10 protein-coding genes are annotated in these 13,323 nt (G+C 72.8%); 7 read left to right on the forward strand and 3 right to left on the reverse strand.

Going from position 1 to position 13,323, the window contains the following annotated elements; genetic code table 11:
- Positions 1-585: 585 nt before the first annotated feature.
- Together ACIP82_RS32905 and ptsP are read left to right on the forward strand one after the other, a co-directional pair.
- Positions 586-1,035 carry a PTS glucose transporter subunit IIA gene (locus ACIP82_RS32905; RefSeq protein ID WP_363615338.1) on the forward strand — a complete coding sequence of 150 codons (450 nt, stop codon included), beginning with the start codon at positions 586-588 and terminating at the stop codon, positions 1,033-1,035.
- A gap of 175 nt (positions 1,036-1,210) precedes the next feature.
- The gene (gene ptsP, locus ACIP82_RS32910) at positions 1,211-2,881 is read left to right on the forward strand and encodes a phosphoenolpyruvate--protein phosphotransferase (protein ID WP_363615336.1); all 1,671 of its coding nucleotides are present in this window, start codon (positions 1,211-1,213) and stop codon (positions 2,879-2,881) included.
- Between the two features lie 83 nt (positions 2,882-2,964).
- Here ptsP and ACIP82_RS32915 read toward each other — a convergent pair whose 3' ends face one another.
- The 3 genes from ACIP82_RS32915 to ACIP82_RS32925 form a co-directional block, all read right to left on the reverse strand.
- Positions 2,965-5,001, reverse strand: coding sequence for an acetoacetate--CoA ligase (locus ACIP82_RS32915; RefSeq protein WP_400658813.1), 2,037 nt, complete (start codon positions 4,999-5,001; stop codon positions 2,965-2,967).
- A 144-nt stretch (positions 5,002-5,145) separates the two neighbouring features.
- Positions 5,146-5,694, reverse strand: a complete 549-nt coding sequence (locus tag ACIP82_RS32920; protein ID WP_363610655.1) for an NUDIX domain-containing protein — start codon at positions 5,692-5,694, stop codon at positions 5,146-5,148.
- A 67-nt stretch (positions 5,695-5,761) separates the two neighbouring features.
- Positions 5,762-6,694, reverse strand: a complete 933-nt coding sequence (locus ACIP82_RS32925) for an NUDIX hydrolase (protein WP_400658816.1) — start codon at positions 6,692-6,694, stop codon at positions 5,762-5,764.
- Positions 6,695-6,854: 160 nt separating this feature from the next.
- On the opposite strand from ACIP82_RS32925, the gene mmuM reads away from it, so the two are divergent.
- The 5 genes from mmuM to ACIP82_RS32950 all read left to right on the forward strand — a co-directional run bounded on the left by mmuM (position 6,855) and on the right by ACIP82_RS32950 (position 13,167).
- Positions 6,855-7,862 (forward strand): homocysteine S-methyltransferase, encoded by a 1,008-nt coding sequence (gene mmuM, locus ACIP82_RS32930; protein ID WP_400658818.1) that lies wholly within the window; start codon positions 6,855-6,857, stop codon positions 7,860-7,862.
- Positions 7,863-7,971: 109 nt separating this feature from the next.
- Entirely contained in the window at positions 7,972-8,736 is a 765-nt protein-coding gene (locus ACIP82_RS32935; protein WP_363610649.1) for an IclR family transcriptional regulator, read from the forward strand.
- Between the two features lie 346 nt (positions 8,737-9,082).
- Positions 9,083-9,802, forward strand: coding sequence for an MIP/aquaporin family protein (locus ACIP82_RS32940; protein ID WP_400658820.1), 720 nt, complete (start codon positions 9,083-9,085; stop codon positions 9,800-9,802).
- 91 nt (positions 9,803-9,893) lie between these two features.
- The gene (gene glpK, locus ACIP82_RS32945) at positions 9,894-11,420 is read left to right on the forward strand and encodes a glycerol kinase GlpK (RefSeq protein ID WP_400658822.1); all 1,527 of its coding nucleotides are present in this window, start codon (positions 9,894-9,896) and stop codon (positions 11,418-11,420) included.
- 151 nt (positions 11,421-11,571) lie between these two features.
- Positions 11,572-13,167 carry an FAD-dependent oxidoreductase gene (locus ACIP82_RS32950; RefSeq protein ID WP_400658824.1) on the forward strand — a complete coding sequence of 532 codons (1,596 nt, stop codon included), beginning with the start codon at positions 11,572-11,574 and terminating at the stop codon, positions 13,165-13,167.
- Positions 13,168-13,323: the final 156 nt, after the last annotated feature.

Genomic DNA, 13,323 nt, shown 5'->3' on the forward strand with positions numbered 1-13,323 from the left:
CAACCCCGGAACAATCCGAGGCCGGGGATGTCAACATATCTGGCGTTGACTTTTGGCACGCTGTTGAGTTCTCAAGGAACGGACACTTCCTTCAGACCGCCTTCCAGCGGGCCCTCCGGGCGCTTCGTTCTTTCGTGTTCCCAGCTTAGCAGATCCGTTTCCCGGCGCTTAACCGGTACTTTTCACATCTGAAATCTGGTGTTAACCGCCGACTTGCGGCGACTCGGCCAACCATAGCGGGTAGCCGACCGGAGCGCGAATCGAGCCACACCGAGCGTCACCCGCCCGGAGCATGATTTGTTGCTCTCGCGAGCATATACAGCAATGGTCCCGGTTCGCCAAGATGCCTGTAGAGTGCGGCACATCGACCCAGAGGACTAGACCACTACCGGTCGATGGGACGTCGGCCTGACGCCCCGGCAGTCGTCGCTCTCTGTGGCGGACGGGCCGGTAGGGGCGGATTGGGCCTGGCCCTTCGCCCGGGAATGTCAGCAGATGTCCGAAGTTGACATGATCTAGGCTTCAACCGATGTCCTGCCGCTGCCTGCGGCCGCTCGCTGTTCTGCGCACTTGGGAGGCTCAACCATGACCACTGTGACGTCGCCGCTGACCGGCCGGGTCGTCGGGCTCGCCGGCGTGCCCGACCCCGTGTTCTCCGGCGCGATGGTCGGTCCCGGTACCGCGATCGACCCGGTGCGCCGGCCGACCGAGGCCGTTGCTCCGGTGGACGGCGTCGTGGTCTCCATGCACCCGCACGCGTTCGTCGTCGTGGACGCGGACGGGCACGGTGTGCTGACCCACCTCGGCATCGACACCGTGCAGCTGAACGGCGAGGGCTTCGAGCTGCTCGTCAACAAGGGCGACACGGTGACCCGCGGCCAGGCCGTCATCAAGTGGGACCCGGCCGCCGTCGAGGCCGCGGGCAAGTCGCCGATCTCGCCGATCGTCGCGCTGGAGGCCGCCACCGACTCGCTCGGCGATGTCCGTGAGGACGGAGACGTCGCCGTCGGCGACGCTCTCTTCAGCTGGAGCTGACCTCCCCTCTTTCCTTCTTCCCTCCCGGGCCGCTCGGCGCCCGGGCCGGGTGCGCGCCGGCGAAGACCACGCACGACAGAAGCCGAGCCCACACACCCGCCCCGCCGCACTCGGCGGGGCGGACCGGCACACAGCGGTTCCGGCGGGGCCGCTTCCCTCAGCGGAGACAGGTGACATGGAGAAGACGCTGCGCGGCGTGGGTGTGAGCCACGGGGTCGCGATCGGCCAGGTGCGGCACATGGGAACGGCGGTGCTCGAGCCGCCGGCCACCCAGATTCCGACTGAGGACGCCCCGCGCGAGCAGGCTCGCGCCCAGGCGGCCGTCGACGCGGTCGCCGCCGACCTGATCGCCCGCGGCAACCTCGCCGGTGGCGAGGCGCAGGCCGTGCTGGAGGCCCAGGCGCTGATGGCGCAGGACCCGGAGCTGATGGCCGATGTGGCCCGCCGGATCGCCGTCGGCAGCAGCGCCGAGCGCGGCGTGTACGACGCCTTCGCCGCCTACCGCGCGCTGCTCGCCTCCGCGGGTGACTACCTGGCCGGCCGGGTCGCGGACCTGGACGACGTACGGAACCGCATCGTGGCGCGGCTGCTGGGCGTGCCGATGCCGGGTGTGCCGGACAGCGACGAGCCGTATGTCCTGTTCGCCCGGGACCTGGCGCCGGCCGACACCGCGCTGCTGGACCCGACCCTGGTGCTCGGCTTCGTGACCGAGGAGGGCGGGCCGACCAGCCACAGCGCCATCCTGGCCCGGGCCCTGGGCGTGCCCGCCGTGGTCGCCCTGCCGAACGCGACCGACGTCGCCGAGGGCACCGTGGTCGCGGTGGACGGCGGCTCCGGCGATGTGCTGGTGGAGCCGTCGCAGGAGAAGCAGGACGAGCTGCGCGCGATCGCCGCGGAGCGCAAGGCCGCGCTGGCCGCCTCCTCCGGTCCGGGGCAGACCTCGGACGGTCACCGGGTGCCGCTGCTCGCCAACGTGGGCGGCCCGGCGGACCTGCCGGCCGCGCTGGAGGCCGGGGCGGAGGGCGTGGGCCTGTTCCGCACCGAGTTCCTCTTCCTGGACGACTCGGCGAAGGCTCCCAGCGAGGAGAAGCAGGTCGAGGCGTACCGCAAGGTGCTGGAGGCGTTCCCGGAGGGCCGGGTCGTCGTCCGGGCGCTGGACGCGGGCGCGGACAAGCCGCTGGACTTCCTGACCCCGGCCGACGAGCCCAACCCGGCGCTGGGGGTGCGTGGTCTGCGCACGCTGCTGGAGCACCCCGAGGTGATGCAGGCCCAGCTGCGGGCGCTGGCGAAGGCCGCCGAGGGGCTGCCGGTGCACCTTGAGGTGATGGCGCCGATGGTGGCCGACCGCAAGGACGCCAAGGACTTCGCGGACGCGTGTCGCCAGGCCGGGCTGGCCGCCAAGTTCGGCGCGATGGTGGAGATCCCGTCGGCCGCGCTGCGGGCGCGGGCGATCCTGCGGGAGGTGGAGTTCCTCTCGCTGGGGACCAACGACCTCGCGCAGTACACCTTCGCCGCCGACCGCCAGGTCGGTGCGCTGGCCCGGCTGCAGGACCCGTGGCAGCCGGCGCTGCTGGACCTGGTGGCCTTCTCGGCCGAGGCCGCGCAGGCCACCGGCAAGAGCTGCGGCGTCTGCGGTGAGGCGGCCTCCGACCCGCTGCTGGCCGTGGTCCTCACCGGTCTGGGCGTCACCAGCCTGTCGATGGGCTCGGCGTCGATCCCCTATGTGCGGGCCACGCTGGCCAAGTACACGCTGGCGCAGTGCCGTCGGGCGGCCGAGGCGGCCCGGGCGGCGGACAGCGCCGAGGAGGCGCGGGCCGCGGCGCAGCAGGTGCTGTCGGGCGAGTAGGCCTGGCAGGCCGGGCAGCGCGTACGGCGAAGGGGCGTCTCCACCACCGCGGTGGTGGAGACGCCCCTTCGCCGTACGCGGGGCTACCCGCGGCGGTCCCGGCCGAGCTGTTCGAAGAAGCGCAGGTGTTCGAGGTTGTCGACGGAGCCGGGGTTGACCGCCTGCTCCAGCGGGGTGCCGGAGAGCAGGCGCTTCACCGGGACCTCGATCCGCTTGCCGGTCAGGGTGTGCGGCAGGCCCCGGACGGCGATCACCTCGTCGGGGACGTGGCGCGGGGAGAGTTCGGTGCGCAGCGTGGTGCGGATGCGGCCGATGAGGTCGTCGTCGAGGGTCGCGTCGGGGGCGAGGACGACGAACAGCGGCATCCAGTAGCCGCCTTCGGGCTCCTCCACGCCGATGACCAGGGATTCGGCGATCTCCGGGAGGCGCTCGACGACCTCGTAGATGTCGGAGGAGCCCATCCGGACGCCCTGGCGGTTGAGGGTGGAGTCGGAGCGGCCGTGGATGACGACGGTGCCGCGGGAGGTGACGGTGATCCAGTCGCCGTGGCGCCAGACGCCGGGGTACATCTCGAAGTAGCTGTCGTGGTAGCGGATGCCGTCCGGGTCGCTCCAGAAACCGGTGGGCATGGACGGGATGGGCTTGGTGACGACGAGTTCGCCGACGGCGTCGGTGAGCGGGCGGCCGTGGACGTCCCAGGACTCGACGGCGGCACCGAGGCAGCGGGCCTGGATCTCGCCGAGGTGGACCGGGAGGGTCGGGACGCCGCCGACGAAGCAGGAGCAGACGTCGGTGCCGCCGCTGACCGAGGCGAGCCAGACGTCCTCCTTGACCTCGTCGTAGATCCAGCGGAAACCGTCGGGCGGGAGCGGGGAGCCGGTGGTGCCGATGCAGCGGACGGCGGAGAGGTCGAGGTCGCGGCCGGGGTGGAGGTCGGCCTTGCGGCTGGCGATGACGTAGGCGGCGGAGGTTCCGAGGACGGTCGCGCCGGTGCGGGCGGCGACGGACCAGAGGGCGCCGGTGTCGGGGTGGCCGGGGCTGCCGTCGTAGGTGACGATCGTGGACCCGGTGAGCAGGCCGGCGAGGAGGAAGTTCCACATCATCCAGCCGGTGGAGGTGTACCAGAGGAAGCGGTCGCCGGGGCCGAGGTCGAGGTGGAGGCCGGCCTGCTTGAGGTGTTCGACCAGGATGCCGCCCTGGCTCTGGACGATGGCCTTGGGCAGGCCGGTGGTGCCCGAGGAGTAGAGGACCCAGAGCGGGTGGTCGAAGGGGACGGCCTCGAAGACCGGCTCGACGTCGTGGGCGACCAGGTCGTCCCAGTGCAGGGCGCCGTCGGGGGCGGGTGCGCCGAGCACGGGGACGTGGACGACGGTGCGCAGCGTGGGGAGTTCGCGGCGGAGTTCGGCGACGACCTCGGTGCGGTCGTGGTCCTTGCCGCCGTAGTGGTAGCCGTCGACGGCGAAGAGGACGGCGGGTTCGATCTGCTGGAGCCGGTCGAGGACGCTGCGGGCGCCGAAGTCGGGGGCGCAGCTGGTCCAGATGGCGCCGACGGCGGCGGTGGCGAGGAGGGCGACGGCGGCCTGCGGGATGTTCGGCAGGTAGGCGCCGACCCGGTCGCCGGGGCCGATGCCCTGGGCGCGGAGTGCCTCGGCCAGCGAGCCGACCTGGCGGCGGAGTTCGGCCCAGGTGAGGACGACGGGCTGCTCGGTGGTCTCGTCGAGGTGGAGGACGGCCGGGCGGTCGGCGTTGGCGCTCGGCCGGCCGTCGGGGCCGGGTTCGCCGGCGCGCAGGGCGTGCTCGACGTAGTTGAGGCGGGCCCCGGGGAACCAGCGGGCGCCGGGCATGGCCGGGTCGGCGAGGACTGCCTCGGGTGCCCGGGTGAACCGGACGTCGAACCACTGGGTGACGGCGGTCCAGAAGCGGTCGAGGTCCTCGGTGGACCAGGTGTGCAGATCCGCGTAGCGCCGGGCGGCCTGCTGGTCGTCGTCAGCGGGGGCGAGGGGGGCGGCCGGTGCGCCGTGGTGTTCGGCGGCCCAGGCCTGGAAGGCCACGAGGTTGGTGGCGGCGGCGCGAGCGGGGTTGGGGCGCCAGAGCGGCTGATCCTGGGATGGGGTGCTCACGGTGGTGGTCTCCCGGCCGGTGGATGGGACGGGAGTGCTTGTGGCAGGGCCCGTCCGGTTGGGGCTGTCGGTGCAGACCCTGCCATGTGATCGGCCGGTGCGCCAGGGTCTGCCCCGGGGGTGCGCGGGCTGGTCAGCGGCCGGTCAGCGGCGGGTGAACTCGCCGTTGAACCAGGCGCGGGAGACCCGGGTGTGGAAGGCGAAGGCGAGTGGGGTCTCGGGGGTCGAGAGCTGCCAGCCGTCGGTCTCGTCGGTGGGCCTGGAGGGCGGCAGTTCGGCGAGCGGGCGGCCGGGCAGCAGGCCGAAGAGGCAGAGGAAGCCGCCGTTGGTGTCGGAGTCGGTGGCTACCAGGGTGATGTCGGCGGCGTCGGCCAGAATGCCCGTCTCCTCGCGGAGTTCGCGGACGCAGGCCTGCTGCCAGCTCTCGCCGTAGTCGACGTAGCCGCCGGGCAGGGCGAGTTCGCCGCAGCCGGGCTCGATGGTGCGGCGGATGACGACGAGGCTCCGCTCACCGCTCTCCTGGGTGACCGGGAGGAGGGTGACCACGACGGGCAGTGGATTGCGGTAGCTGATCTCGGCGCAGCCGGGGCAGGTGCGGGGCCAGGCCTCGGTACCTGACGGGTAGGGCGTGCCGCACCAGTGGCAGTGGGAGTTGGGCCGGTTGCTCGTCCTGCTCACCTCTTGAGTGGTCATGGCCGGATGGTAGTGCCGCGAGGGCCTGCGGTGGATCGCGGTCCGTGGACATGGGCGGCGGGGCCGGTCAGCGGAGCCCGTCCTCGTGGGTGGGGCGGAGCAGTGCCGGGTGGAGGAGCTGGGCGTCGCCGGCGCGGTAGTTGCGGGCCCGGGGGCCGCCGCGGGCGCCGCCGCGCTCGGTGGTGGTGCCGGTGCTCTCGACGAAGCCGGGGACGGAGAGCACCTTGCGGTGGAAGTTCCCCGGGTGGAGCTTCTCGCCCCAGACGGCCTCGTAGACGGCGCGCAGCTCGGGGATGGTGAAGTCGTACTGGAGGAAGGCGGTGGCCAGCGGGCTGTACTCGATCTTGGCGCGGGCGCGGTCGAGGCCGTCGGCCAGGATGCGCGCGTGGTCGAAGGCCAGCGCGATGGGGACCGACGCGATGGGGGCGGGCCCCTCGGCCCCGGTGTGGGGGGCGGGAGGGTGGCCGGTGTGCCCGTCGACGCCACCCCCGTGGGTGTCGGCGGGCACACCGGCTGCTGGGGACCGGCCGCCGGGCGGCCGGAGATCGAGGGCGGTGACGGGGTGCCAGGCGGCGGACGCCGCGTCCGTACCGGCCTGGGGGTCGGGCAGGTCGGGGGCGAACGCGAGGTAGGCGACCGAGACCACGTGCATCCGCGGGTCGCGCAGGGGGGCTCCGTAGGTACCGAGCTGTTCGAGGTGGATCCGGCTGAGGGCGGCCTCGGCGTCGGCGGTGCCGTGCAGGCCGGTCTCCTCGGCGAGCTCGCGGGCGGCGGCCTCGTCGAGACCCTCCTCCCCGGCCTTCAGGAAGCCGCCCGGCAGCGCCCAGTACCCCTGGTAGGGCGGCGCGGCGCGCTCGACGAGCAGGACGTGCAGACCGCCGTGGCGCAGCGTCAGGGCGACGACGTCGACCGTGACCGCGACCGGGGTGTAGGCGCGCGGGTCGTAGGAGGCGAGCCACTCCTGCTCGGCGCCCCCATCGTGGGGTGGCTGTGCGGCCATGGCGGTCTCCTCTCCCGGTCGGGCCCGCCCGTCCTTGTCGTTCTCGGGCTGAGCACAACGTAGCGATCCCTTGTCTCTGCGGCAAATGGTTTTCCGGGCGGCCGCCCGCCGCCGCGCTCCTAGGCTGTGAGCAGGAACGACGTCGCCCCAGGAGGCCGCCATGCCCGTCACTCCCCCGGTTCCCGGTCCGGCCGGCTTCGCCGCCGCGCTGGCCGCCGGTCCGCTGGTGCTGGACGGCGGACTGTCCAACCAGCTCGCGGCCGCCGGGCACGATCTGTCGGACGGGCTCTGGTCGGCGCGGCTGCTGGCGGACGCGCCCGAGGCGCTGGTCGCCGCGCACCGGGCCTACTTCGCGGCGGGGGCGCAGGTCGCGATCACGGCGAGCTACCAGGCGAGCTTCGAGGGGTTCGCCCGGCGCGGGGTGGGCCGGGCGGAGGCCGGGCGGCTGCTGGCGCGCGGCGTGGAGCTGGCCCGCGCCGCGGCAGCGGAGGAGTCGGCCGGGGACCGGCCGCGCTGGGTGGCGGCGTCGGTGGGCCCGTACGGGGCGGTGCCGGCGGACGGGTCGGAGTACCGGGGGCGGTACGGGCTGAGCCAGGACGAGCTGGAGGCGTTCCACCGGCCCCGGCTGGAGGCGCTGGTGGCGGCCGGGCCGGACGTGCTGGCGCTGGAGACGGTGCCGGACGCGGACGAGGCGCGGGCCCTGTTGCGGGCGGTGCGCGGGCTGGGTGTACCGGCCTGGCTGTCGTACAGCGTGGTGGGCGGCCGGACCCGGGCCGGCCAGCCGCTGGCGGAGGCGTTCGCCCTGGCCGCGGAGGCCGACGAGGTGGTGGCGGTGGGGGTGAACTGCTGTACGCCGCAGGATGCCGACCGGGCGGTGGCGCTGGCGGCGCGGGTGACCGGCAAACCGGTGGTGGTGTATCCGAACAGCGGCGAGAGCTGGGACGCGGGGGCCCGGGAGTGGCGCGGGGAGCCGACGTTCCGGGCGACAGGGGCGGCCGGGGGCCGTGGGCGGGTGGCCCGCTGGCTGGCGGACGGCGCCCGGCTGATGGGCGGCTGCTGCCGGGTCGGACCGGACGGGATCGCCGCCCTGGCGGCGGAGCTGGCGGCGGAGCTGGCGGCGGAGCGGGCACCGGAGCGGGCGGCGGAGCGGGCGCACGGCCGGCCCTGAGCGCCGGTTACCGAGGGGGAAGGTGCACGGACCGGGGGTGGACTGGCAGACTCGTGGCGTTACCACTGCGGTCGACATTGTCGACCGCCTGTCAGCGCGGAGGTACCGAATGCCCGGCCCGATCCAGTCGCTTTCCCGGGCCGCCGCCATCATGCGCCTGCTGGCCGGCGGCGAACGCCGCCTGGGCCTGTCCGAGGTCGCGACGGCGCTGGGTCTCGCCAAGGGCACCGCGCACGGCATCCTGCGGACCCTCCAGCAGGAGGGGTTCGTGGAGCAGGACCCGGAGAGCGGCAAGTACCAGCTGGGCGCCGAACTGCTGCGCCTCGGCCAGAGCTATCTGGACGTGCACGAGCTGCGGGCGCGCGCCCTGGTCTGGGCGGACGACCTGGCCAGGGCGGCCGGGGAGACGGTCTACCTCGGGGTGCTGCACCAGCGGGGCGTGCTGATCGTGCACCACGTCTTCCGTCCGGACGACACCCGGCAGGTGCTGGAGGTCGGCTCGATGCAGCCGTTGCACAGCACCGCGATGGGCAAGGTGCTGCTGGCGTACGACCCGGTGGCGCGCGGCGAGCTGGCCGAGGGCGAGCTGGAGGCGTACACCTCACGGACCCTGACCGAGCCGGCGGACGTGGACGCGGAGGCGGCGCTGACCCGCGAACGGGGCTGGGCCGACGCGATCGAGGAGACCTGGGAGGGCGTGGCCTCGATCGGCGCGCTGATCCAGGACCGGCGGCGCAATCCGGTGGGCGCGGTCTGCATCAGCGGCGCGGTGGAGCGGGTCTGTGAGGACGGGTTCGTCAGACCGTCGCTGGTCGCCTCGGTGCGCAGCGCGGCGCGGGCGATCTCGCGGGATCTGGGCGCCGGGCGGTTCTGAGCCGCGTCCGGCGGGGGTGGGCCGGGCGCGGACCGGGCCCGGACCCGACCGGATTCACATCGGAAGACATGGTCACGCTGAGGCGCGGACAGGCGGGATGCCTGTCCGCGCCTTAGCGTTTTGTCCATATTTGGCGTTCCCCGATGGGTAACTTCGAGCGAAGGGTCACAGCTGCGTAACCCGCCCTTGACGTGGGGGCGACCTGGGGAGGAAGCTTCCGCATGACGGTCGACAATGTCGAACGATGGCCGAGCCGATCACTCCCACACAGCGCTCACCCGCACAGTGATCGTCCGGTCGCCTGCCCCCACCCTCATCTCCGGGCCATATGGACAAGGGAGTCTCTGTGTCCGCGTTCTCCAACGGCGACATCTTCGTCGGCGAAACCCTCGGCACCGCCGCCCTGATACTTCTCGGCGGCGGCGTCTGCGCCGCCGTGACGCTCAAGAAGTCGAAGGCCCTCAACGCCGGCTGGCTGGCGATCACCTTCGGCTGGGGCTTCGCGGTGATGGTCGCCGCCTACATGTCGGCCCCCAAGTCCGGTGCGCACCTGAACCCGGCCGTCACCCTCGCCATCGCCGTCGACACCGGCGACTGGAGCAAGGTCCCGGTCTACCTCGGCTCCCAGCTGCTCGGCGCGATGATCGGCGCCGTCCTCGTCTGGGCCACCTACCTCGGCCAGTTCCAGGCCAACAAGGAGCCGACCCTGGGCATCTTCTCGACCGGTCCCGAGATCCGGAACCCGTTCCAGAACCTGCTCACCGAGATCATCGGCACCATGGTGCTCTGCCTCGGGATCCTCACCCAGGGCCTGACCAAGGGCCTCGGCCTGTCCGGCACCGGCATCCTGATCGTCGCCTTCACCGTCGTCTCCATCGGCCTCTCGCTCGGCGGTCCGACCGGCTACGCCATCAACCCGGTCCGCGACCTGGGCCCGCGCATCGTGCACTCGCTGCTGCCGATCCCGAACAAGGGCGGCTCCGACTGGTCCTACGCCTGGATCCCGGTGGCCGGCCCGGTCATCGGCGGCCTGCTGGCCGGCGGCCTGTACCACGTCGCCTTCTGAGCCCGGGTTTCCGCCCCGCCCGAGCACGGGGACTGACCAGAGAGTCGGACCCACCCACCCCCGCAACCCCCATCCCGAGCCGAGGACCCTCATGACCTCCACTGGCACTGGCAACTACATCGCCGCGATCGACCAGGGCACCACCTCCAGCCGCTGCATCATCTTCGGCGCGGACGGCCGGATCGTCGCCGTCGACCAGCAGGAGCACCGGCAGATCTTCCCCCAGCCCGGCTATGTCGAGCACGACGCCGCCGAGATCTGGACCCGGGTGCGGTCGGTGGTCCGGGGCGCGCTGGAGAAGGCCGGTCTGACCAGGGACGACATCCGCGCGATCGGCATCACCAACCAGCGCGAGACCACCGTCCTGTGGGACCGGAACACCGGCGAGCCGGTGCACAACGCACTGGTGTGGCAGGACACCCGCACCGAGGGGCTCTGCCGCGAGCTCGGCCGCAACGTCGGCCAGGACCGCTTCCGCCGCGAGACCGGCCTGCCGCTGGCCAGCTACTTCGCCGGCCCGAAGATCCGCTGGCTGCTGGACAACGTCGAGGGCCTGCGCGAGCGCGCCGAGGCCGGCGACATCCTCTTCGGCACCATGGACACCTGGGTCATCTGGAACCTCACCGGTGGTGTCAACGGCGGCAAGCACGTCACCGACGTCACCAACGCCAGCCGCACCATGCTGATGAACCTCCACACGATGGCGTGGGACGAGAAGATCGCCGAGTCGATGGGCGTGCCGCTGGCCGTCCTGCCGGAGATCCGCTCCTCCGCCGAGGTCTACGGCGAGGCCGTCGGCGACCTGGCGGGCGTGCCCGTCGCCGCCGCGCTCGGCGACCAGCAGGCCGCGCTGTTCGGCCAGACCTGCTTCGACGAGGGCGAGGCCAAGTCCACCTACGGCACCGGCACCTTCCTGTTGCTCAACACCGGCGAGAAGATCGTCAACTCGTACCACGGCCTGCTGACCACCGTCGGCTACCAGATCGGCGACCAGAAGCCGGTCTACGCGCTGGAGGGCTCGATCGCCGTCACCGGCTCGCTCGTCCAGTGGCTGCGCGACCAGCTCGGCATCATCTCCACCGCGGCCGAGATCGAGACCCTCGCCAACACCGTCGAGGACAACGGCGGCGCCTACTTCGTCCCGGCCTTCTCCGGCCTGTTCGCCCCGTACTGGCGCTCCGACGCCCGCGGTGTGATCGCCGGCCTGACCCGGTACGTCACCAAGGGCCACCTGGCCCGGGCCGTGCTGGAGGCCACCGCCTGGCAGACCCGCGAGGTCGTCGACGCCATGCAGAAGGACTCCGGCGTCGAGCTCACCGCCCTCAAGGTCGACGGCGGCATGACCAGCAACAACCTGCTCATGCAGAACATCGCCGATGTCCTGGACGCCCCGGTCGAGCGCCCGTACGTGGCCGAGACCACCGCGCTCGGCGCCGCCTACGCGGCCGGTCTGGCCGTGGGCTTCTGGAGCGACCTGGACACCCTGCGGGCCAACTGGCACCGCGCCGCCGAGTGGACCCCGCGGATGGACGAGGCCACCCGGGAGCGCGAGTACAAGAAGTGGCTCAAGGCCGTGGAGCGCACCATGGGCTGGGTGGAGGAGGACGAACAGAGCTGACCGCGAAGCCGGTCGGGGCCCTCGGCCCCGACCGGCACGCTCCCGTTTCACCGGCCCGCCGCACCGGGCCGAACCGGCCTCTCAGCAGGGGCCGCACCGCACATCGAGAGGAGTAACGGCGCCGCCCGACCCGCGCCGCCGTACACACACCATGGCTACCATCCCGACCCTGGGCGCCGAGCGCACCGCCGGCCGCACCGCCTCCCGCGCCGAGACCCGCGAGCTGCTGGGCAAGGCCACCTACGACCTGCTGGTGATCGGGGGCGGCATCCTCGGCACGGCCGTCGCCTGGACCGCCTCCCAGGCGGGTCTGAAGGTCGCCATGGTCGACGCCGGTGACTTCGCCGGTGCCACCTCCAGCGCCTCCTCCAAGCTGGTCCACGGCGGCCTGCGCTACCTGCAGACCGGCGCGGTCAAGCTCGTCGCCGAGAACCACAAGGAGCGCCGCGCGCTCGCCACCGACGTCGCCCCGCACCTGGTCAACCCGCTGACCTTCTTCGTGCCGGTCTACAAGGGCGGCCCGCACAGCGCGCCCAAGCTCGGCGCCGGTGTCTTCCTGTACTCGGCGCTCTCCGCCTTCCGCGACGGCATGGGCCGGGTCTCCACCGCCGCGCACGCCGCCCAGCAGGTGCCCGCGCTGCGCACCGAGGGCCTGCGCTCGGTGGCCGTCTACGGCGACCACCAGATGAACGACTCGCGGGTCGCCGTGATGACCGTGCGCGCGGCCGTCGACGCCGGCGCCGTGGTGCTCAACCACGCCGAGGTCACCGGCCTGCGGTTCACCGGCGGCCGGGTCACCGGCGCGGACCTCAAGGACCGCCTGGACGGCACCGAGTTCGGCGTCGACGCCCGCCTGGTGCTGAACGCCACCGGCCCGTGGGTGGACCACCTGCGCACGATGGAGGACGCCGGCGCCGCGCCGTCGATCCGCCTCTCCAAGGGCGCTCACGTCGTCGTCAAGCGCCGCTCCCCGTGGCGCGCCGCGCTCACCATCCCGATCGACAAGTACCGCGTCTCGTTCGCCATCCCGTGGGAGGACCACGTCCTGCTCGGCACCACGGACGAGGAGTACACCGGCGACCCGCAGGACGTCCGGGCCACCGAGGCCGACATCGACCAGATCATGGGCGAGGCCGGCCACGCCATCCGCGACGAGCACCTCGACCGTGACCTGATCACCTACGCCTTCGCCGGCCTGCGGGTGCTGCCCGGCGGCCCGGGCGACACCGCCGCCGCCAAGCGAGAGACGGTCGTCACCGAGGGCAAGGGCGGCATGCTGTCGGTCGCCGGCGGCAAGTGGACCACCTACCGGCACATCGGCCGGACGGTGCTGGAGAAGCTCGCGCACGTGCCCGGTGCCACCCTCGGTGAGGACATCTCGCCGATCGCCGCGACCGTGCCGCTGCCGGGCGTCGGCGCGCCGAACGCCGTCGCGCACCGCCTTCTGATCGACCGCGAGCCCGGCTCCCGGATGGAGCCGCTGGTCGCCAAGCACCTGGCCAGCCACTACGGCACGCTCTCCTTCGAGATCGCCCGCATGATCGACGAGAACCCGGAGCTGGGCGAGCCGATCCACGCGGACGGGCCGGACGTCTGGGCGCAGGTCGCCTACGCCGCCGACAGCGAGTGGGCGTACACCACGGACGACGTGCTGCGCCGCCGCACCACGATGACCGTGCGCGGTCTGGACACCCCGGAGATCCGGGCCGAGGTCGAGACCTTCCTGGCGAAGCGCGCGACCAGGTAGCCGGACCGGTTCCACCGGAAGGGGGGGGGCCCCCCCGCCCGGGGGGGGGGCCCCCCCCCCGCCCGGGGGCGTCACACGGGGGGACCCCACAAACACAAACAAAGAAAAGAAACAGACCGGGGGGGGGGTGGTGCGAAAAATATATGTTAACAAGAG

This window comes from Kitasatospora sp. NPDC088548 (assembly GCF_044753005.1).
Lineage (GTDB): Bacteria > Actinomycetota > Actinomycetes > Streptomycetales > Streptomycetaceae > Kitasatospora.

What these genes read in the sequence shown, in the direction of transcription:
- ACIP82_RS32920 (WP_363610655.1), bottom strand. Translation starts at nt 5,694, where the DNA reads ATGACCACTCAAGAGGTGAGCAGGACGAGCAACCGGCCCAACTCCCAC.
- ACIP82_RS32905 (WP_363615338.1), top strand. Translation starts at nt 586, where the DNA reads ATGACCACTGTGACGTCGCCGCTGACCGGCCGGGTCGTCGGGCTCGCC.
- ACIP82_RS32950 (WP_400658824.1), top strand. Translation starts at nt 11,572, where the DNA reads ATGGCTACCATCCCGACCCTGGGCGCCGAGCGCACCGCCGGCCGCACC.
- ACIP82_RS32935 (WP_363610649.1), top strand. Translation starts at nt 7,972, where the DNA reads ATGCCCGGCCCGATCCAGTCGCTTTCCCGGGCCGCCGCCATCATGCGC.
- mmuM (WP_400658818.1), top strand. Translation starts at nt 6,855, where the DNA reads ATGCCCGTCACTCCCCCGGTTCCCGGTCCGGCCGGCTTCGCCGCCGCG.
- ptsP (WP_363615336.1), top strand. Translation starts at nt 1,211, where the DNA reads ATGGAGAAGACGCTGCGCGGCGTGGGTGTGAGCCACGGGGTCGCGATC.
- ACIP82_RS32925 (WP_400658816.1), bottom strand. Translation starts at nt 6,694, where the DNA reads ATGGCCGCACAGCCACCCCACGATGGGGGCGCCGAGCAGGAGTGGCTC.
- glpK (WP_400658822.1), top strand. Translation starts at nt 9,894, where the DNA reads ATGACCTCCACTGGCACTGGCAACTACATCGCCGCGATCGACCAGGGC.